This window comes from Pasteurella skyensis (assembly GCF_013377295.1).
Classification (GTDB): domain Bacteria; phylum Pseudomonadota; class Gammaproteobacteria; order Enterobacterales; family Pasteurellaceae; genus Phocoenobacter; species Phocoenobacter skyensis.
Genome location: NZ_CP016180.1, coordinates 996,726 through 1,018,059 on the forward strand (window position 1 = coordinate 996,726; position 21,334 = coordinate 1,018,059).

The following is a 21,334-nucleotide window of genomic DNA, read 5'->3' on the forward strand; positions in this document are numbered from 1 at the left end:
AGGAAAACAAAATGAAAGCATTATATTCAACAACAGTAACTGCCACTGGTGGAAGAAATGGCAACATTAAATCAGATAATGGTGTATTAGATTTAGAAGTCAGAATGCCAAAAGCATTAGGTGGTCAAAATGATGACTTTACTAACCCTGAACAATTATTTGCTGGTGGCTATGCGGCGTGTTTTGATAGTGCGTTAAACCTAGTCGCTCAAAAATCCAAAGTGAAAATTGATAGTACCATTACTGCAACAGTAAGTATTCTTGCTAATGCAACAGGTGGTTTTGATTTAGCTGTTGATTTAGTGGCGGATATTCAAGGTGTAGAGAGAAAAACTGCTCAACAATTGCTTGAAAAAGCTCATCAAGTTTGTCCATATTCAAATGCCACACGTGGCAATATTGAAGTCAATATATCATTAAAATAAATTAGGAATAACACAATGAAAAAATTACTTTTAACCTCCGTTTTATTAGCTTCTGTTACTATGACAAGCTATGCCAACACCTCTGATAACGCATCATCAGTTAGCCAAAATAGTACTCAATCGGTGCCTGTCAGCACACTCAATGGCTTACTTACAGACAAAAATGGTATGACCCTTTATACTTTTGATAAAGACATTGCCAACAGTGGCAAAAGTGTTTGTAATGATGAATGTGCAATTTATTGGCCACCATTATTTGCTAAAGATAATGCAATCAATGATGGGGACTACTCCGTAATCACTCGTGATGATGGCAAAAAACAATGGGCATTTAAAGGTAAGCCCTTATATTATTGGATTAAAGATAAAAAAGTTGGCGACACCACTGGTGATGGATTTAGAAATATTTGGCGTATTGTTAAACCTTAACATTTAACCTTAGCTACTTTAAAGTATAGTAGTTGAAATAACTATTACTATTAAAAATTTACCATTTACAACAAGAGAAAAAATATGAAAAAAGTATTATTTGTACTAACAAGTCACGAAGACTTAGGCAATACTGGAGAAAAAACAGGATTCTGGATAGAAGAGTTTGCAACACCTTACTATGTATTGAAGGATAATGGCATTGAAATAACGCTTGCATCACCTAACGGTGGACAACCACCGATTGATCCTAAAAGTGCATCTCCTGACTTTCAAACACCTGCAACAATCAGATTTAATGGAGATAAAGAAACACAAGCTATTTTAGCTCAAACCATTAAATTAGAAACGGTAAATCAAGCAGATTATGATGCGGTTTTTTATCCTGGTGGTCACGGACCTTTATGGGATTTGGCAGAAGATAAAAATTCAATTGCATTGATAGAAAGCTTTTATCAAAATAATAAACCTGTTGCTGCGGTTTGCCACGCACCATCAATTTTTAAACATACCAAAAATACAGATGGAACACCTTTAGTTAATGGTAAAAAAGTCACTGGTTTTACAAATGGTGAAGAAGAGGCTGTTCAATTAACTAATATTGTGCCATTTTTAGTAGAAGATATGTTAAAAAGTAATGGCGGAATTTATTCTAAAAAAGAAGATTGGGTTCCTTATGCAGTTGAAGATGATCTATTAATCACTGGGCAAAACCCTGCATCATCAGAATTGGTTGCTGAACTTTTATTAAATAAATTGAAGTAAAACTCAATCTTATAATATAAAAAATATAACAGTTTGAGTTTATACTCAGGCTGTTATTACGTTTAATAGCCCTTATTATACATTTAGTGGATATATCAAATTCCTTATAAAAGATTAAGTAATTTGGGTTAAAAACAGGATATAACAATGAGTAAAATAGATATAATTATTAGCAAAGGATTTACCCTATCCGGTATTATGAACCTATCAGTACTCTTCTTTTCAAGATTTTTTACCAATGAAACAATCGTTAAATACGATCCCATTGTAATGTCTAATTTTGGACTATTAATGATAATGGTATGGGGTGGTGTATTTTTATCCGTTTCCAAATCATTTCATCATCTAAAATGGCTAATTGGTATATTCGTTATTGAGAAATCTATTTATGGGTGTATGTGGATAAATTGGCTTATTCATCATAATCTTTCAGATGTATATCAAGAAGATATAATGGCAGGTATCTTTTACAGTATATATGGAATAAATGACTGGCTATTTGGACTCTTCTTCTTTCTCGTATTTAGTTACTTAATCAAGTCTAAGAAATAACGAAATCAAAATGATAAAAGAGGAAAAAATGAAAAAAACCGCTATTCTACTTGGTGCAACAGGACTTACTGGCAGTTATTTGCTAGATTTATTACTAGCAAGTGATGACTACGAAAAAGTAAAAATATTTACTCGTAGAGCAACAGGAAAAACACACCCTAAATTGGAAGAAATCGTTTGTAATATGTTAGAACTAGAGCAACAAACCGATAATTTCACTGCCGATGAAGTATTTTGCTGTATCGGAACAACAAAAGCCAAGACACCCGATAAAACCTTATATCGAGCTATTGATTACGGTATTCCTGTCACATCAGCAAAATTAGCAGAAAAAAACAATATACCAACGTTTAGCGTAATTTCAGCTATCGGTGCGAATGCAAATAGTCGAGTATTTTATAGCCGAACTAAAGGCGAAATGGAACGAGATATTTTACAATACAATATTCCCAATATTCTGGTTTATCGTCCATCACTGATTTATGGTAATCGAAAAGAGAAACGTATTGGGGAGGCTATCGGTATCTGGTTAGTTAATATTTTACAATATACAATGATTGGCAAATTAAAAAAATATCGTGCTATTAGCAACGAAGATCTTGCAAAAGCTTTGTTTATCGATGTTAGTCGTCTGGATCGTAAAGGTCATCAAGTTATTTTTAGCGATAATTTCTAAAAAATCCAATAAATAAAATATATTTTGCACACAAAATACTTGCAAGCAAAATTTTTATCCGTATAATTGTTTGCATACAAAACAATTTAAACCATTAACAAATCAAAACTATAGGAGTTTTAAAATGAAATTAAGTAAATATGCGTTTATTATGCGTGACCCAAGTTATACTGAACCAAAATCAGCACAAATTGACTCACCTGCTTTTGCAATGACCGTTTACGGTGTAGGTACCGTTGAGCAAGCCTGTGATGTTGCTAAAGAATTAGTGGCTGGTGGTATTCAATTAATTGAGTTATGTGGTGCATTTAAAGGAACAATGATTGACCAAGTTATCGAAGCAATCGATGGTCAAGTTCCTGTGGGTCATATGGAATATAGTGAAGAAGAAGCGGTGAAATTAAAAGCATTTTTTGCAAAATAAATATCTAACGTAGAGACGTAGCATACTACGTCTCCACAAATACAATTTAAGGAAACAATAAATAATATGTCAATTTTAGAAACAGCAAAAAAACGTTATTCAACAAAATCGTTTAATCCAAATAAAAAAATCAGTGATGCTGATATTCATACACTAAAAACGATTTATCAACTAAGTCCGTCTAGTATTAATATTCAGCCTTGGCATACTCTCATTACTGACAGTGAAGAAAGAAAAAAACAAATCACCCAAGCCACACAGGGTAATTATATTTTCAATGAACAAAAAATTTTAGACGCATCACATATTATGGTGCTATGTGTACGTAATGATATTGACCAAAACCATTTAGATAAACTACTCGAGAAAGAACAAGCGGATGGGCGTATCCCCAACGAAGAAATTTATAATATGACAAGGGATTTACGTAATGGATTTTTAGCGAGTCACAGTGGAAGCCCTGAATTTTTACAAAACTGGGCAGCTAATCAAATCTATATCGCTTTAGGTGGATTATTACTTGCAGCGGCTGATATGGTCATTGATACACTTACAATGGAAGGGTTTGATCCTGAAATATTAAGTGCTGTTTTAGGGCTAAAAGAAAAAGGGTTAACACCTGTTACTTTAGTTGCTCTCGGTTATCACAATGATGATGACTTTAATGCTAATTTGCCAAAATCTCGTTTTGAACTAGATGAAATTTTTACGCATTTTTAAGATATAGTTAGGTAAAAAACAATGCAAAAAATAAAACAATATACGCTCATTTTTCTACGCTATGTACTCGTTATATTTATGATAAACGCAGGTATTCAGCACTTTCTCAAAGTGGATTTTTATATGCCCTTTGTACCACGATTTTTACCATTTACAGAATTTTTTGTCTATTTTTCAGCGGTAATTGAAATAATTTTAGGCGTATTATTGGCGATTAGGTTTAATCATATTCGCCCTTATGGTAAAACCATTGCCACTTGGTCAGCATTGGCAATATTTATGATGTTTTGGGTGTTTTTACCGATACATATCAGTGATGTATTTATGGAAAACCCTGCTATCGGTACGCATAAACTAGCACTAATTCGTGTACCTATTCAGTTTGTGTTTATTGGTTGGGCGTGGGTGGTTTATCGGTTTTTAAGTAATCGGTAAATGCGGTATAATGAAAATCAGCTATCTGTAATGTGCAATATAATGCAATAAAAAAGGATTAACTGTAACCTTTGGTAGTATATTTTCATATCGGCAATTACACTTTTGCCAACCGCTTTAGTTAACTTTTCCAATTGTGAATACACTGTGTTCGCAATTGAAGAAGTTACCCAAGATAAACATAATCCTTCTCTAGGAAAAGCAAATGTTAAAAAAAATCCTCCTCAGCATTACCACCATTATTTTGGTGGCGTGATTATCTTTTTACGCCTTTATTAAAGCAACTGAACACCATCATTCTGAAAAAGAAATGATTGCTGAAATGACTGAAATCCTGCAAAACAAAATGGCGCGAGATTATCAAAATGGTAACACCAAACGAGATGCTCACCCAAAAACATTGGGATTATTAACAGCAGAATTTAAAGTACTAGATAACCTGCCTACTGAATTACAAACTGAGGTTTTTCAAGCTGGGAAAACCTATAACAGTTTGATTAGAGTATCGAATGCGAGTGGTAGTATTCAGTCTGATAAAGAAAAAGATTTCAGAGGTTTTGCAATAAAACTTATTGGTGTAGAAGGGCAACGTTTTAATACCGAGCAACATACCCAAGATTTTCTATTGATGTCTAATGAAACAATGCCATTGGGAACCGTTGAATTATTTAGAGATGCAGTCTATTATTCAATTGAGTGGCATAGTGTCGTGCTGGGTTTAAAATTTGCTTTAACAGGAAATTTAGGTGTATTAAAAGCCTTAGCAAATGGCGTGAAGAATCACACTAGCCCACTGGATATTTCTTATTGGAGTACCACGCCCTATCAGTTTGGTAACACACAAGTTAAATATAAAATCGTGCCGACTTCTACATTTAAAAGTAAATTACCGACTCCCCTAACCGACAACTATTTAACCGATAATATGGCAAACCATTTGGCAAAGGAGAGTGTAACCTTTGATTTTTATGTGCAAAAATTTATTGATGAAAAGCAAACACCGATAGAAGATGCTAGCGTGCAATGGAAAAGTCCTTTTATTAAAGTGGCAATCTTAACTATTCCACAGCAAACAATGAATACACCTGAACGCTTTGCACTTGCTGAACAACTTTCTTTTTCACCAGCAAATGCCGTCAAAGCACATAAGCCATTAGGCGGACTAAACCGAGCAAGAATTGAAATCTACAAAACATTATCAAACTATCGCCATAGAACAAATCAAGAGCGGTTAATTGAACCAAGTATGATAGTGTTTGAAGCAGTTAAATCATATTAAATTTTAACAAAAATACGTTTCCACACCTATGTATTTAAAGATAATTTTTAAGATCTGAAAAAGTGTGTATTTCGATAATTCCTTTATCGTTATACTCGCTTTTTTTATTTGCTAAGTTTAACCAAAAAGCGTCAAGCCCAATATTTCTCGCCCCTAAAATGTCTTTCTCAACGCTATCCCCTATCATACAAACTTGCTCTATCGGTAAATTGAGTTTTTGTAATCCCTGTAAAAACATAAAAGGGTGTGGCTTTTCGTGTCCTGTTGCTTCACTGGTTACAATATATTTAACTTTATCCGATAAACCTAATTGCTGAATTTTTCTAAACTGAATATGGCTGGTTAAATCAGTGACAAAACAAATCTGCTCACCAAATTTATCAAAAAATTCGTCCACAAAAGGAAATTTCTGCATATTTTCTAGGAATGTATCCCAGTAAAATATTATATATTTGTAATCCATAACGCAGTGGGTTGATACCCAAATCTTCAAGCATTTTTTGAATATACAGCAATCGATTATGAGAAGAGCCTGTACCATTTAAAATATAATGTGTTGTGTGGCGAGATTGTGCATACGCATTTCTCACCACATTTTCATCAAGGTTGAACTCTGTTTTACAAAACTGTACAACATTCTCTAATGCAATTTTATTCGCAAAAGTATAATCATAAATCGTGTCATCAATATCTAATAAAAAACCTTTGTATTTCATATTATTCCTTTTTTGTAAAAAGTGATAAAGATCTTACCGCTATAAAAACTAAATATTTACTGTTCTCTTAATTTATAATTTTAAGCTCACTAATAAAATCTTTATAGCTCATATTATGAAATATTTGAGCTTAAAATCAAAAGAAAGTGAGCCTAAAATTCATTTTTATTTATATAGCTTTTCCGTAGGGGAGGATTGAGTGAGCAAAGCGAACGGAATATCCTCCCGTGAATTATTTGCTAAAAATTCACATATTGAGAAGCGGGAGCATATACGCAAACTATGTTTGCTAATGCTCCCCTACCTTAAAACTACTCCCCAGAAACCTTCAAACTCTCCAACAATATCGCTCCTGTTTGAATATTTGATCGCAACTCCACATCATCACTCACTGCAACTAAATTTTGGTACATATCTTGCAATCTACCTGCAATAGTAATTTCCGCAACGGGATATTGGATTTCGCCGTTTTCTACCCAAAAACCTGATGCACCACGAGAATATTCTCCCGTTACACCGTTAATGGCACTACCCATCATTTCCGTTACAAGTAAACCCGTTCCCATCTCTTTGAGTAAGGTTTCTAATCCGCCTGTTCGATTTGGTTTAACGATCCAATTATGAATGCCCCCTGCGTGCCCTGTAGATTTTAATCCTAATTTACGTCCACTATAACTGGTAACAAGGTAAGTTTCTAAAATACCTGCTTTGATAATTTCTCGATCTTGAGTGCGAACCCCTTCACTGTCAAAAGGCGATGAGGCTAATTGACGTAATAGATGGGGATGTTCTGAAATTTCAAACCAATTTGGTAATACTTGCTCGCCCAATTTATCTTGCATAAAACTTGCTTTACGATACAACGCACCTCCGCTGATCGCCGTTGCTAAATGACTAATTAAACCCGTTGCCACTTCATTGGCAAAAATCACAGGGACTTCTCTGGTGCTTAATTTTTGAGGATTTAAGCGTTTTACTGCTCTCATTGCTGACTGTTCACCTACCCACTGTGGTGATTGTAACTGATTAAATTCACGTGAAATCGTATAAGCATAATCGCGCTCTAATTGATCATTATAAGCTGCAATCACACTGGTAGAAAGTGAATAGCGGCTTGAAAGATAACCTTGCAACATTCCGTGTGTATTACCATACATTCTCACACCACTGTGTGAATTAAAGGTGGCTCCTTCACTGTTTACAATTCGTTTATCAAAATTTAACGCACAATGCTCGGCTTGAATTGCCATTTCAACAGCTTGATCCACGTCGATATCTGCTTGATGATATAAATCTAAATCAAGGGGATCAAAGGCTAATAATTCTTTATCAGCTAAGCCTGCACATTCATCTTCAGAGGTATATTTTGCAATAGCTAAAGCAGATTCTACCGCTTGTTGTATAGATTTTGGTTGTAGATCTGAAGTAGAGGCATTGCCTTTGCATTTGCCTAAATAAACAGAGATCCCCAATGATCCATCGTTATTAAATTCAATATTTTCTGTTTGTTCTAAACGAGTGGAAACTGATAATCCTGTAACTTTAGTAACGGCAACTTCTGCCTCTGCCCCTGCTTTTTTTGCAATATTTAGTGCAAAACTGACTGCTTCTTGTAATGTTTCTTTTTGTTGTTGTAATTCTTCTTTCGTCACTAATGACATAGTTTATTCCTAAATTTATTTATAACTCGGTTAATAATAACAAAAAAGCACGATGAATTTCCCTATTTTTTGCAAATTTTGTTACACTATCTCTATTTAACAGATACAGAGAATAGATATGGCGAAAAAACAGCATAATGAAATAGATTGGACAGATGAGGAAGAAGAGATCATTTGGGTCAGTAAAAGTGAGATAAAACGAGATGCAGAAGATTTAAAAAAATTAGGGACTCAACTTGTTGAATTATCAAATGCTAAACTTGATACCGTACCACTGAATGAAAACTTAAAAGAAGCGATTACATTGGCTCAACGTTTAAAAATGGAGGCACGTCGTCGCCAAATCCAATATATTGGAAAACTGTTGCGTCAATGTGATGTTGAACCTATCCAAGAAGCCTTAGATAAATTGAATAATACTCATAAACAACAGCAAGCAATGTTACATAAAATTGAAGTTATTCGTGAACAGTTAATTGAGCAAGGTGATGCTGCGATTAATAATTTAATGACTGACTACCCTACGCTAGATCGTCAAAAATTACGTAGTTTGGTACGTGGTGTTCTAAAAGAGAGAGAAAATAATAAACCACCTAAGAATTTTCGTGAAATTTACCAATATTTGAAAAGTATAATGTTAAATTAAATATTGTAAAACAATGTGTTATAAATTTAAGCGGTCACTTGTATCAAAAAATTTGCAAATTTTTCTTATAATGTTACCGCTATGATTTGTTACTCATTAAAATAACAACTCTCAACTTTATTTTAAAAAATAAACTTTTTTTGAAAATTTTGATAATAATCAAGATATAACAATTTATTTTAACTGCTAAAAAGTGTATCCTATGCAAGAATTTCTAATGCACATTTTATTGTGTAATTTTATCCACTTATAAATAATTAAAATAGGTCTATTTTATGTCTAATAAAAATTTAATTCTTATCCTTAACTGCGGTAGTTCATCTTTAAAATTTGCAGTACTTGATCCTGTTACGGGTGATGAAACCTTATCAGGTCTTGCTGAAGCGTTTCATCTTGAAGATGCTCGCATTAAATGGAAGTTAAATGGTGAAAAAGGAAGTGCTGATTTAGGTGCAGGTGCTGCACACACACAAGCGTTGGATTTCCTTGCAAAAAATATTTTAACCGATGAATTAAAACAGAGTATTGCAGCGATCGGTCATCGTATTGTTCACGGTGGAGAAAAATTCACTGAATCTGCTGTTATCACCGATGAAGTTATCAAAGGTATTGAAGATGCGGTTGAATTTGCGCCTCTTCACAACCCTGCTCATTTAATTGGAATTAAAGAAGCATTTAGAATTTTCCCTGAATTAAAAGAACGTAACGTTGCTGTTTTTGATACAGCATTCCACCAAACAATGCCAGAAGAAGCTTATTTATATGCTATTCCTTATGCAATGTACAAAGAAAATGGAGTACGTCGCTATGGAGCTCACGGAACAAGCCATTACTTCGTTAGCCGTGAAGCTGCAAAAACATTAGGTATTGCAGAAGATAAAATCAATGTGATTACGTGTCATTTAGGTAATGGTGCGTCAATTGCTGTTGTTCGTGATGGTAAATGTATTGATACCTCAATGGGCTTAACACCTTTAGAAGGTTTAGTAATGGGTACGCGTAGTGGTGATTTAGATCCTGCTATTCTTTTCTATATGTACGATACTTTAGGTATGAGTATGGAAGAGATTAATCAAACATTAACCAAAAAATCTGGATTATTAGGTTTAACAGAAGTTACCAGTGATTGTCGTTATGCAGAAGACAATTATGATAAAGAAGCGGCAGCCAAACGTGCGTTGGATGTATTCTGCTATAAATTAGCGAAATATATCGGTTCTTATATGGCGGTTATTGGCGATCGCTTAGATGCGATTGTCTTTACTGGTGGAATCGGTGAAAACTCTTCATTAGTTCGTGAATTAACCTTAAATCACTTAAAATTATTTGGTTATCAACTAGATGAAGAAAGAAACTTAGCAGCACGTTTTGGTAACGCAGGCGTAATTACAAAAGACGGTACACCAGTATCTATTGTTCTTCCAACAAATGAAGAATTAGTAATTGCACGAGATACAGCTAAGCTAACTGCATAATTTAACTATTAAAACCTACCTCAAAGGTAGGTTTTTTCTTTTTATTGACCATAGGAACTTATACAATGTCTAGAACTATTATCCTTATTCCAACTACTGCTGGTGTGGGTTTAACCAGTGTGAGTTTGGGATTTGTTCATTCACTTGAACAAAAAGGTGCCAAAGTAGGTTTTTTAAAGCCAATCTCTCAACCAATAAGTGGAAGTGATGAACTAGATCGCTCAACAAGTATTATCAAAACATCACAAACTGTTGAAGTGGGAACACCAATAATGTTAAGTGATGCGGAAACATTAATTGGTGAAAATCAAACCGATGTGTTATTAGAAAAAATTGTTGAACACCATCAAAAAATCGCTAAAAATAATGAAATTATTGTGGTTGAAGGTGTTATTCCAACACGTAGAAGTGCTTATGCAAATCATATCAATTATGAGATTGCACAAACTTTAGATGCTGAAATTATTTTAGTGGCAACCCCTGGAACAGATACACCAGAACAATTAAAAGAGCGAGTGGATGTTGCTGCTTCTGAATTTGGTGGACGTAATAATCCTAATTTATTAGGGGTAATTATTAATAAATTTAATGCGCCTGTTGATGAAACGGGACGAACTCGTCCTGACTTAACAGAAATTTTTGATTCATTCCAACATTTAAATCGCAATATAAATATAAAAGAATTACATCGTTTATTTGCAAAAAGCCAAGTGAAACTACTCGCTTGTGTGGAATGGAAACCTGAATTAATTGAAACACGTGCTATTGATATTGCAAAACACTTAAGTGCAACCATTATTCAAGAAGGTGAATTACATACTCGTCGTATTCGTGGTGTTACTTTCTGTGCAAGAAGTTTACCAAATATGATCGAACATATGAAAGCGGGTTCATTAATCGTAACATCTGCCGATCGTCCTGATGTGATTATTGCCGCCGCACTTTCTATTATGAACGGTATTGAAATTGGTGCTATTTTATTAACTGGCGGCTATAAATTAGATTTAGGAGTGAGAAATCTTTGCCAGCAAGCTTTTGAAAAAGGTGTGCCTATTTTCCGTATCGAAGGCAATACTTGGCAAACCGCCCTTAGTCTACAAAGTTTCAGTTTAGAAGTACCTATTGATGATAAAGTGCGTATTGAAAAAATCAAACAATATGTATCAGAACAGCTTTCTAATGAATTTATTACCAATATTACTAATGATACCGCACGTACCAGACATCTCTCCCCTGCCGCATTCCGTTATCAGTTAACTGAATTTGCTCGTGCAGCTAAAAAACGTATTGTACTTCCAGAAGGTGATGAACCTCGTACTGTAAAAGCTGCGGCATTATGTGCTGAACGTGGTATTGCAGACTGTATTTTATTAGCACCCGTTGCAGACGTGAAACGAGTCGCTGAAGCTCAAGGTGTTCAACTTGGTAAAGGTGTAACAATTATTGATCCTGCAACTATCCGTAACAACTATGTTGATCGTTTAGTTGAACTGCGTAAAAATAAAGGAATGACAGAAGTTGTTGCTCGTGAGCAATTATTAGACAATGTTGTTCTGGGTACAATGATGTTAGAAGCAGAAGAAGTGGATGGCTTAGTATCCGGTGCCGTACACACCACAGCGAACACCATTCGCCCACCTATGCAAATTATCAAAACTGCACCGGGTAGCTCAATTGTTTCTTCAATCTTCTTTATGCTATTGCCAGATCAAGTACTGGTTTATGGTGACTGTGCAGTAAACCCAGATCCAAATGCAGAACAATTAGCCGAAATTGCTATTCAATCTGCGGAATCAGCAAAAGCATTCGGTGTTGAACCCCGTGTTGCGATGATCTCTTACTCAACAGGGACATCAGGTTCTGGTGCAGATGTTGAAAAAGTAAAAGAAGCAACGCGTATCGCACAAGAAAAACGTCCAGATTTAATTATTGATGGACCTTTACAATATGATGCTGCCGTTATGGAAGATGTGGCTCGCTCTAAAGCACCAAACTCTCCAGTTGCAGGTAAAGCTACGGTATTTGTATTCCCTGACTTAAATACAGGTAATACAACTTACAAAGCAGTACAACGCTCTGCAGATCTTGTTTCGATCGGACCAATGTTACAAGGTATGCGTAAACCAGTAAACGACTTATCTCGTGGTGCATTGGTTGATGATATTGTTTATACAATCGCATTAACTGCAATTCAAGCGACACAAGGTTAGTTTTTTACCCCCCTCCTAACCTCCCCCCGCAAGCGGAGGGAGGGATTTTTACCAGCGGAACCTCCTTCACTTGCGAGGGTGGGATTTTTACCAGCGAACCTCCTTCACTTTCGAGGGTGGGATTTTTACCAGCGAACCTCCTTCACTTGCGAGGGTGGGACTTTTACCAACAAATTTCCCTCCTCCGCTTGCGGGGGAGGGCTAGGGAGGGAGCATTACCCTGTTTTTGAGTTTAAAAAGGGTTAATAATATCCCTTCCTACCTATTTATTTGTTATACTGAATACTCATTAAGATAATCCCACAAATTTATAAAATATAATGAGTTTATTTCTTAAAACTGGACGTATCATTTTGCTCATTATCGGTATGATACTGGTAATTGACTGCTCTATATTATTTTTATTTCTAAAATTCAATTTTGGCACAGTTGTTCCTTTTTTAATTGGCGTGATTTTTGTTGCTCACGCTATTTTTTGGGAAAAAATTCAGGATTTTATCGCTCAAAATAAATGGAAAAAAAGAGTGTGGTATCTACTGTGGAGCTTGTTTATTATTTGGTTGATTAGTTTCGTGATTTTTGTACTCGCCCTTGTGAAACAAATTAACTCACAACCTCCTGCAACAAAGATACAAGCAGTGATCATTTTAGGTGCAGGTGTAAACGGTGATAAACCAACTCCAACCCTTGCTAGTCGATTAGATAAGGCTGTGCAAATTATTCATCAACAACCTACTTTGCCTACAATTATTACAGCAGGAGGTGTTGGCTTTGGACGTGACGTGAGTGAAGCATACGTTATGGCAAAATATCTACAGAAACAGCATAGTATTCCTATGAAAGTGATTAATCAAGAAAACAAAAGCCAAAGTACTGAGGAAAATTTATTATTTAGCCAGCCGATTTTAATCAATAGAGGAATTCGTCCAAATACAGATAAAATTGCTATTGTGACTAATGATTTCCATACTATTCGAGCAAAAGCTATTGCCCAAAAGCAAGGCTATAATAATGTTATTACCGTAGCAAGCACTACCCCTTTATCTATTCGTTTTAATGCGTGGTTTCGGGAATATTTTGCATTTATTAGTGGTTGGCTACTCAGAGAATATTAAAAATCTGGTATAAATAAGACATTTATTGTAAGTCGCTTTTATTAAAGTAACAATTGTAAATTAAGAGTATAAGCGGTAAGATTTTGCTTAAAATTTACCATTTTTTAGCGATATATTAAAACTATGACATTCAAAAATTCAATTCATCACGAGTTAGCAATATTTGAGCCTTACTTGGCACAATCTATAACGATCTATACTCATTGTTTTTCACAACAAACTCAAACTGTCCAACAATTTGTAAACGAGATTGAACAAACGGCTCAAATACTCTCTAAACTCACTCAAAATGATATGGCTGAATTTTATTCAGATAGGCTTATTTTACAATATCGTACCTTACAGAAAGGGATTGAACGATTAAAAAATAAAACTCATCAAAATGAAAAAATGCGTAAAAAGTTTCAATCATCGTACCGCTTCCCTAAAAATATTCACGCAATGCGACCGTCAAAACGTTTAGAAGAATATAAAAAAGCATTGCGTTTACTTAATGATAAAATCAGTTGGATTATTGAACAAGGCTATGATGCTCAAACAATGGACGATAAAACTTACTGGCAGATTAAATTACAAGAAACCGATTTTCGCAAACAAAAATGTTTAGATGCCATTGAAAAAACAGAAGAAGAGTTATTAAAAAGTAGATAAGATAATCACAAGCGGTAACATTACTTTCACTTTTTGCAAAAAAATGAGAGAATAATACCGCTTATATATTTTAATAAAAGGATACAAAATGATTATATTACATACAAACTTTGGCGATATCAAAGTTGAATTAAATTTTGACAAAGCACCTATCTCAGCTAAAAACTTTGAAGATTATTGCAAAGAAGGATTTTACGATAACACCATCTTTCACCGTGTTATTGATGGCTTTATGATTCAAGGTGGTGGAATGGAAAGTGGTTTTATTGAGAAGCAAACCAAAGCAACCATCAAAAATGAAGCAAATAATGGTTTAAGCAACAAGCGTGGTACTCTGGCAATGGCTCGCACTTCAGAACCACACTCTGCTTCTGCACAATTTTTTATCAACGTCGCAGATAACACTTTCTTAGATCATAAGTCGGAAACAATGCAAGGCTGGGGCTATGCCGTATTTGCTGAAGTGGTTGAAGGTATGGATGTTGTGGACAAAATCAAGGGTGTGAAAACAGGTAATCGTGGTTTCCACCAAGATGTACCAAAAGAAGAAGTGGTGATTACATCAGTCACTGTTGAATAATCATTCGAATACCGTAGAGACAGGGTATGCCCTGTCTTATGTTATTTTTATTTTAATAAACAAGGTATACCTTGTTTCTACGTATATTATCTATGCAAATTTACCTTGTCGGCGGTGCAGTCCGTGATCAATTATTAAACCTCTCTGTTAAAGATCGTGATTGGCTTGTGGTGGGTGAAACACCTGAACGCCTATTAGAGCAAGGTTTTCAACAAGTGGGGAATGATTTTCCTGTTTTTTTACACCCAAAAACTAATGAAGAATACGCATTAGCACGAACTGAGCGTAAAAGTGGTAAGGGCTATAATGGGTTTATTTGTGACTTCTCTCCTGAAATCACATTAGAGCAAGATTTAATCCGTCGAGATTTAACCATTAATGCGATTGCACAAGATCTCAGTAGTAAATTATTTGACCCTTTTAATGGTGTAACAGATTTAAATAACAAAATTCTCCGTCATATCTCCCCTGCTTTTGCAGAAGATCCCTTGCGAGTGCTTCGAGTAGCTCGTTTTGCTGCTCGATTCCATCATTTAGGCTTTAGTATTGCAGAAGAAACGGTAAATTTAATGAAAGATCTTACCGCTTGTGGAGAGTTAGATCATTTAACTGCAGAACGAGTTTGGTTAGAAACACGTAAAGCCTTTAATACGCCTTCACCACATATTTATTTTTATATATTAAGAGAAGTGGGTGCATTAAAAGTATTATTTCCTGAAATTAATCAACTCTTTGGCATTATTCAACCTGAAAAACATCACCCTGAAATAGACTGTGGTATTCACGCTCTAATGGTGTTAGAACAAGCTAAAAAATTAAGTACACAAGCCAGTGATCCTGAAATGATGTTATTTGGTGCGTTATGCCACGATCTTGGTAAAGGTACCACAGATAAAGCAATTTTACCTCACCATTACGGACACGAAAAACGTGGAGTAGGACTTTCAGCAACTCTCGCTAATCGTTTAAAAGTCCCAACTCATTTAAAAGATTTTGCAAAATTAACCGCTGAATATCACACTCATTGCCATAAAATAATGGAATTAAAGCCTAAAACGGTAATGAAAGTGTTCAATAAGTTTGATGTATGGCGAAAACCAGAGCGCTTTTTTGATTTTTTACTGGTTTGTGAAGCTGACAGCAAAGGGCGTCTAGGTTTTGAAAATAGAGAGTATCCTCAACGAGACTATGCCAAACAGCTTTATTTAGTGGCAAACCAAGTGAATGTTCAACAGGTCATTGCCGATGGTTTTGAAAAACAAGCTATTCGTGAAGAGTTAAATAAAAGACGTCAAAAAGCCATTTTTGAGTATAAAAATTCACTGTCATAGCCTCTTCAAAAAAAGAAGAGGCGCATAAGTATTAATAAACCTCATTGCCCAGCCATTCAACCAGTTCCTTAATAGGTTTTTCCCAATCACTATTTTTTTGAAGCAGTAAACTTAGCTGTTTATGAATTATATCCATTTGATAGCTACAACCTAACAAGGCTTCTTTAATTGACTCAATCAAATTAATATCTAATGCATCAGAAAAAATAATAGCATCATTGATTGTGGCATTTTTTACATCTAAACGTAAATCCATTATTCCCCAGTCAAAACGAGTCTCCATTTGATGGGTAAATTCAGGGGTCTTACCAAATCGCCAATCCCAATTAGCCATCATTTCATAATATTTATTTAGATAACTATTCGTCACTAATTGTTCTTGATCTAAAATTTCAGCTTCAACATATTGGTTATGGTGTTGGCAAAAACGCTTAATAATGGCTTCACAAATCACCTGATGATCGATATTAGGGTTATATTCAACCAAATTTGCCACACGAGAGCGAACAGATTTAATCCCTTTTGCAGCAAGTTTTAATGGATGAGGGTTCAGATAATCACCTAATTTTGTCATATTGGCATTCACCAGTAATGTGCCGTGATGAAAACTACGATCAATTTTATGTTTAAAAGCACTGCCAGACACTTTCTTATTATCAACTAAAATATCATTTCTTCCTGAACAGGTGGCTTCAATACCTAAATCTTTTAACGCATTAATAATAATATTAAAATTAGCCTGTTGATCGTAATCTTGCTTAGGAAGATAAAAAGGTAAAATTCGTATTTCCCAAATCGTGGAATACTGCGCCACCACCACTTTGACGTCGTGCAAGATAAACATTATCCTGCTCCATTTTATCAGTCTTACACTCTACCCAAGGGTTTTGATTACGCTCAATCACAACGGTTTCAGCATTTCGCCATAAAAATAAAGTATGACAATCTGAATCTAACTCACTAAAAATCCAATCTTCAGTTGCAAGATTAAACCAAGGGTTAGTCACCTCAGAAATTAGAATACGTATTTTTTTACTCATTATTTTTCCTATTTCATTAATATTAACAACAAGATTATAATCATTCTCATTTAAAGAGTAAATAAAAAATGAAGCGGTCACATCTTATTAAAAATTTACGATTTTTTAGGGGGGATATTTGAATTTATTTTTAACTAAAACAAGGAATTATGTGCATAATGAATGCTTTCATTCTCTCCTCTGCACCACAAAGGAGAAAATGCAATGATTGAATTATTTAATAATAACTCTCTCGGATACTTTTTTCTAATAGAATAATTGGCATAGTAGACAAAATAGTTGGTAATTTTGAGGAGCTATGCCCATAGTAGACAAATGAGTTGGTTTTTATTATTTTATAAATAATTACCAACTCCTTTTATTTAGAAAATCTTTTATAAACATAATCTTATGGTATTTGGTTAAACCATTATGATTAGATAGTTTTCGTTTAAGTTCTCCAAATAAACTTTCAAGCCTATTTGTTGTTTTTTCTATATTTAATTCAGGATATTTTTCAAAAGTAAATAAATAATCCATATTATATTTTAAGCTCCTGTAAGCACTTCTTATATTACGATGTTTAAAAGGATATTTACCCTTTTCATTTATTTTATCGGAGCGTTCATTTAAATATTCTTTATGTTTTAAATACCAATAATGTAAATTAATATAGAACTCGTTTTTAGAGCTATTTTTTAATGTTTTAACTAATATTTTTAGCTCTTTTCCCGCTTCAGATTTAGGGTTCCTTGTTAATTTCCTTATTACATTTGCTATTTGATGAAATTGGCAAAGTTGTGCAGGCGTATTTAAAAAATCTCTTAATAATCCTCGTCTTCCATCACAAGTAATAGATTGAATAATATAGCCTTTTTCTCTTAATTTATTCATTGCTAATAGATAATAAAGATTTTTTTCTGTTGTCACAATTTGATGATAAATTACCTTCTTTGATAAAGTGTCCATAAAAACGAGAACACCAAAATTTCGACCAAAGAAAGTGGTATCCATCATTAAGTTCAATTTATTATTTTGTGGGATATTTAATGGCGTTTTAGGGGCTTTTAAAACATATCTTTGAATAGTTCTAACAGAGCAATTATATTTAATTGCTAGTTGCTTATAGGTTTGTTTACCTTCTGTGTAATCTAGCCAAATTTGGCTTGAATTTAAGGATTTTTTGAAGGTAAAAGTTTTATTACAAATAGAGCATTTATAACGTTGAACATTATTTTGGGTACCATATTTGTGAATATTCGTTTTATGACAAAAAGGACAAGTTTTTTATTCATTTTCAAAAAAGTGGGCTAAAGCACAGTAATATAAAGCTTTAACCCATTTTTTACCAACTATTTTGTCTACTATGCCGAATATTTCTCTTTGCAGTTGCAACATATATTCTCTTGCTTCTGCTTCCGTTTTAAAATCTAACATATCGCCACTTCTTAACTTTCTCAATTCCTCTCGATATGTTTTAAGTTGTGCTCTGTCCTTTTCACGTTGTTTTTTACGTTGATATTGACGATAAGCCCTATCATAAACACGCTGTAATTTTGCCGCTTGATGTGGAGGACAAACACTATTAAAGCTATATCCTTGCTCACCTAAACGTCTTGCATTCACTTCGGTACAATAATGAACCAAGCCTTGTTTTCTTCCCATTTCCCATTGTCTAAAATTAGGAATAACACCCGTTTCAGCACAAGCTGCTTGATGAGCATCAATACGACTCGGATAACGCCCCTGTACACCATCATTATAACCAATCGCTTGCCAATTACCTCGCAAACACTGCTCTCTGCTTAAAGAAGGGGTACAAGCTTGCAATAAACAAAGCATACCCGTAACTACAATCCAAAACAGAGATTGTCCAATTCGTTTCTGATACTTCTCCATTTTTCCTCCTTTAATTTAGTGAGAGGTACATCATCAGTACCTCCACAATTTTTACTTTTAGTCATTATCACCATCAAGTAAATCACCGATACCACCTAAAAAGTTTAAGGCAGAACCTTCTCCTTTACCACTAGTACTACTTGATGCCTGTAACATACGACCAGCAAGACGAGAGAACGGCAATGATTGTAACCACACTTTTCCCGGACCTTGTAAACGAGCATAGAAAACGCCTTCACCATCAAACATCATTGATTTAATACCGCCCACTTGCTCGACATCATAATGAACACTTTCTGTTAATGCAACTAAACATCCTGTATCTACGTGTAAAGTCTGTCCTGCCTGTAATTCAAGTTCTTTTAGCGTTCCCCCTGCGTGAATAAAGACCAAACCATCACCTTCAAGTTTTTGCATAATAAACCCTTCACCACCAAATAATCCAGTGAGAATTTTCTTTTGAAAGTGAATGCCTATAGAAACCCCTCTCGCACCTGCTAAAAAGCTATCTTTTTGACAAATAATACGCCCACCATAATTATCCAAAGATAACGGAATAATTGTACCTGGGAAAGGTGCGCCAAAAGCAACACGAGCTTTACCTTGTCCTTGATGAGTAAATACTGTGGTAAATAAACTTTCCCCCGTTACCAAACGTTTACCTGCACCCAATAATTTACCCATAAAACCGCCCACATTATCATTATGTGAACCATCACCGAACACAGTTTCCATCGTGATACTAGAATCTTTATACATCATTGCCCCTGCTTCAGCAATTGCACTTTCTTGTGGATCAAGTTCAACTTCAACAAACTGCATATCTTCACCGTAGATAACATAATCTACTTCATCAGCGACCTTACCGCCTCCACCAAAGCCTCTAGGTGGTGGAGGTGGTGCCATTTTATCTAAATTAGACAGCTCATCAACGCTTTCAACAGGTACCCACTCAGGCAACCCTTCTCGCCAACATATTGCTTTTGGATATTTTGCTGCCATTTGTTGAGCCGCAGCACTGTCAAAAGGTCCTTGTTGCTGATTATTAATCATAAAATACCATTGCATAATTTTCTCCTATTTTAATAACTAAAAGTGCCAAAACACCTAAATTTTTGTTTTAAATTCACCCTATTCTATTGAATCGGTGGTGGTGGAGGCGGAGGTGTAACAATTTTCAGTTTTTGTTTTTTGCGATACAAAACCCAAATCACAACAATTGCTGCAACTGCCAACATTATACCACTAATCATTGGACGAAAACGTAACCAACTCATTGCAATAACAACAACGCCCCATAATAAACCTATAATACTCGCAATACCTGCAGATAAAAAGCCTACCAAACTGCCTAATGGCGGTATCACCTTTGCCAAAGCAGATAATGGTGCAAACAACAACATCCACGCAACAATACAAGCAATAATACCACCAATACGACAGCCCCATAACCAAAATTTATTATCACTATGGGCATCCGCAATCATTGAATCCGCACTACGAACACCCATCGCCAAAGCACTAAATTCTTGTTGATTCGTTGGTGAAATAAAAGGAACAAAACTGCCTTGATTTACCTGTGCGATAATCGATACCTTGCTTGGAAACACCGCTGTAAACCTTACTCGCACATCTCCCACATCAGGGAGCTCAGCATTACCAATATAAACTTGATTATCAACGACTTTCATCCCTGCTTTATTGAATTGCTGCATATCTATAGCGGTATCATTAGACATTTTATTTACCAAAAATGTAGGTAATCGATAAGCACCAAAAGTCACTGAATCAGCATAATAAGTATGATCTGAAACTTGCATTGCAAGACGACTATTTAATCCACGATAATCTGGATCTTTAAAACTTTCAGAATCAACAGGATCACCAACCCACTGCTTATCATAAGTATAAATCGTCACCGTTTCCTTACCACCGCCCAATTTATCTCGCTCTTTTTTCTCCGTATGTTCGACCCATTGATAGTATTCTACATAACGAGTAAGAGAAATCGCCTTTACATTCACGCCAAATTGCGTATCTTGCAATTGGCTCTGAGTTTCTGCCATTGCAGTGGCGTGAATCAGTTTTCCTTCTAACCGACTATCTAATTTATCTACATTCTCAATATGCACCAATGCCGAAGCCGTTTGATCGATAAGGGCACGTGTTTTAATAAAATTGCCCTCATTCCAATACAACAACCCCGTACCTGCCACAAAAAGAGCAAGACCAAATATGACCCCCATCAACGAAGATCCTAAGCGTTTTCCCCAAGAAGTGTGAGTTGTTTCTGTGTATGCCATAGTATCCCTCATTAATCAATTTA

Annotated in this window: 25 protein-coding genes and 1 pseudogene; 17 read left to right on the forward strand and 9 right to left on the reverse strand. The window is 35.0% G+C overall.

The window, feature by feature from the left end; translation table 11 throughout:
- Positions 1-11: 11 nt before the first annotated feature.
- The 10 genes from A6B44_RS04770 (at position 12) to A6B44_RS04810 (ending at position 5,705) form a co-directional block, all read left to right on the forward strand.
- Positions 12-425, forward strand: coding sequence for an organic hydroperoxide resistance protein (locus tag A6B44_RS04770; RefSeq protein ID WP_090920990.1), 414 nt, complete (start codon positions 12-14; stop codon positions 423-425).
- A 15-nt stretch (positions 426-440) separates the two neighbouring features.
- Positions 441-854, forward strand: a complete 414-nt coding sequence (locus tag A6B44_RS04775; protein WP_090920992.1) for a COG4315 family predicted lipoprotein — start codon at positions 441-443, stop codon at positions 852-854.
- An 84-nt stretch (positions 855-938) separates the two neighbouring features.
- Positions 939-1,619, forward strand: a complete 681-nt coding sequence (locus A6B44_RS04780; RefSeq protein ID WP_090920994.1) for a type 1 glutamine amidotransferase domain-containing protein — start codon at positions 939-941, stop codon at positions 1,617-1,619.
- Positions 1,620-1,910: 291 nt separating this feature from the next.
- Entirely contained in the window at positions 1,911-2,171 is a 261-nt protein-coding gene (locus A6B44_RS10835) for a hypothetical protein (RefSeq protein WP_218061397.1), read from the forward strand.
- Between the two features lie 28 nt (positions 2,172-2,199).
- A complete protein-coding gene (locus A6B44_RS04790; RefSeq protein WP_090920997.1) occupies positions 2,200-2,847 on the forward strand; it encodes an NAD-dependent epimerase/dehydratase family protein in 648 nt (215 codons plus the stop codon).
- A 124-nt stretch (positions 2,848-2,971) separates the two neighbouring features.
- Positions 2,972-3,271 (forward strand): DUF6506 family protein, encoded by a 300-nt coding sequence (locus A6B44_RS04795; RefSeq protein WP_090920998.1) that lies wholly within the window; start codon positions 2,972-2,974, stop codon positions 3,269-3,271.
- Between the two features lie 66 nt (positions 3,272-3,337).
- The gene (gene nfsB / locus A6B44_RS04800) at positions 3,338-3,991 is read left to right on the forward strand and encodes an oxygen-insensitive NAD(P)H nitroreductase (RefSeq protein WP_090921000.1); all 654 of its coding nucleotides are present in this window, start codon (positions 3,338-3,340) and stop codon (positions 3,989-3,991) included.
- Between the two features lie 21 nt (positions 3,992-4,012).
- Positions 4,013-4,426, forward strand: a complete 414-nt coding sequence (locus A6B44_RS04805) for a DoxX family protein (RefSeq protein WP_218061398.1) — start codon at positions 4,013-4,015, stop codon at positions 4,424-4,426.
- Between the two features lie 147 nt (positions 4,427-4,573).
- Positions 4,574-4,705, forward strand: coding sequence for a hypothetical protein (locus A6B44_RS10905; protein ID WP_256211104.1), 132 nt, complete (start codon positions 4,574-4,576; stop codon positions 4,703-4,705).
- A gap of 43 nt (positions 4,706-4,748) precedes the next feature.
- Positions 4,749-5,705 (forward strand): catalase family protein, encoded by a 957-nt coding sequence (locus A6B44_RS04810; protein WP_176673466.1) that lies wholly within the window; start codon positions 4,749-4,751, stop codon positions 5,703-5,705.
- 34 nt (positions 5,706-5,739) lie between these two features.
- Here the strand turns inward: A6B44_RS04810 and A6B44_RS04815 are convergent, their stop codons facing one another.
- From A6B44_RS04815 to pmbA, 3 genes are all read right to left on the reverse strand, one after another.
- On the reverse strand, positions 5,740-6,120 hold the full coding sequence (locus tag A6B44_RS04815) for an HAD family hydrolase (RefSeq protein WP_176673467.1): 381 nt from the start codon (positions 6,118-6,120) through the stop codon (positions 5,740-5,742).
- Positions 6,086-6,421: a hypothetical protein gene (locus A6B44_RS04820; RefSeq protein WP_176673468.1), complete on the reverse strand. Its 336-nt coding sequence runs from the start codon at positions 6,419-6,421 to the stop codon at positions 6,086-6,088. Before A6B44_RS04820 ends, A6B44_RS04815 begins: the two co-directional genes overlap by 35 nt.
- Positions 6,422-6,732: 311 nt before the next feature.
- Entirely contained in the window at positions 6,733-8,082 is a 1,350-nt protein-coding gene (pmbA, locus tag A6B44_RS04825; protein WP_090921006.1) for a metalloprotease PmbA, read from the reverse strand.
- Between the two features lie 118 nt (positions 8,083-8,200).
- Here pmbA and yjgA point away from each other — a divergent pair, with 118 nt between their 5' ends.
- The 7 genes from yjgA (at position 8,201) to A6B44_RS04860 (ending at position 16,090) form a co-directional block, all read left to right on the forward strand.
- Positions 8,201-8,728, forward strand: a complete 528-nt coding sequence (gene yjgA / locus A6B44_RS04830) for a ribosome biogenesis factor YjgA (protein ID WP_090921009.1) — start codon at positions 8,201-8,203, stop codon at positions 8,726-8,728.
- 275 nt (positions 8,729-9,003) lie between these two features.
- Positions 9,004-10,203, forward strand: a complete 1,200-nt coding sequence (locus tag A6B44_RS04835; RefSeq protein WP_090921011.1) for an acetate kinase — start codon at positions 9,004-9,006, stop codon at positions 10,201-10,203.
- Between the two features lie 65 nt (positions 10,204-10,268).
- Positions 10,269-12,413 carry a phosphate acetyltransferase gene (pta, locus tag A6B44_RS04840; protein WP_090921013.1) on the forward strand — a complete coding sequence of 715 codons (2,145 nt, stop codon included), beginning with the start codon at positions 10,269-10,271 and terminating at the stop codon, positions 12,411-12,413.
- Between the two features lie 320 nt (positions 12,414-12,733).
- Positions 12,734-13,528, forward strand: coding sequence for a YdcF family protein (locus A6B44_RS04845; RefSeq protein WP_090921015.1), 795 nt, complete (start codon positions 12,734-12,736; stop codon positions 13,526-13,528).
- A gap of 123 nt (positions 13,529-13,651) precedes the next feature.
- Positions 13,652-14,179: a primosomal replication protein PriC gene (gene priC, locus A6B44_RS04850; protein ID WP_090921017.1), complete on the forward strand. Its 528-nt coding sequence runs from the start codon at positions 13,652-13,654 to the stop codon at positions 14,177-14,179.
- A gap of 88 nt (positions 14,180-14,267) precedes the next feature.
- A complete protein-coding gene (locus A6B44_RS04855; RefSeq protein ID WP_090921019.1) occupies positions 14,268-14,759 on the forward strand; it encodes a peptidylprolyl isomerase in 492 nt (163 codons plus the stop codon).
- Positions 14,760-14,851: 92 nt separating this feature from the next.
- On the forward strand, positions 14,852-16,090 hold the full coding sequence (locus A6B44_RS04860; protein WP_090921020.1) for a multifunctional CCA addition/repair protein: 1,239 nt from the start codon (positions 14,852-14,854) through the stop codon (positions 16,088-16,090).
- 31 nt (positions 16,091-16,121) lie between these two features.
- Here the strand turns inward: A6B44_RS04860 and A6B44_RS04865 are convergent, their stop codons facing one another.
- From A6B44_RS04865 to A6B44_RS04885, 6 genes and pseudogenes are all read right to left on the reverse strand, one after another.
- Positions 16,122-16,934, reverse strand: a complete 813-nt coding sequence (locus A6B44_RS04865; RefSeq protein ID WP_218061399.1) for a lipoyl protein ligase domain-containing protein — start codon at positions 16,932-16,934, stop codon at positions 16,122-16,124.
- A complete protein-coding gene (locus A6B44_RS10840) occupies positions 16,849-17,130 on the reverse strand; it encodes a lipoyl protein ligase domain-containing protein (protein ID WP_218061400.1) in 282 nt (93 codons plus the stop codon). Before A6B44_RS10840 ends, A6B44_RS04865 begins: the two co-directional genes overlap by 86 nt.
- A gap of 345 nt (positions 17,131-17,475) precedes the next feature.
- Positions 17,476-18,381, reverse strand: a pseudogene (locus tag A6B44_RS04870) (IS256 family transposase, variant Zn-binding type); the annotation flags it as partial.
- A 15-nt stretch (positions 18,382-18,396) separates the two neighbouring features.
- Complete coding sequence (locus A6B44_RS04875) at positions 18,397-19,008, reverse strand: DUF2799 domain-containing protein (protein WP_090923298.1); 612 nt, start codon at positions 19,006-19,008, stop codon at positions 18,397-18,399.
- Positions 19,009-19,065: 57 nt separating this feature from the next.
- On the reverse strand, positions 19,066-20,076 hold the full coding sequence (locus A6B44_RS04880; protein WP_090923299.1) for a TIGR00266 family protein: 1,011 nt from the start codon (positions 20,074-20,076) through the stop codon (positions 19,066-19,068).
- Positions 20,077-20,144: 68 nt separating this feature from the next.
- On the reverse strand, positions 20,145-21,311 hold the full coding sequence (locus A6B44_RS04885; RefSeq protein ID WP_176673469.1) for a TMEM43 family protein: 1,167 nt from the start codon (positions 21,309-21,311) through the stop codon (positions 20,145-20,147).
- Between the last annotated feature and the right edge of the window lie 23 nt (positions 21,312-21,334).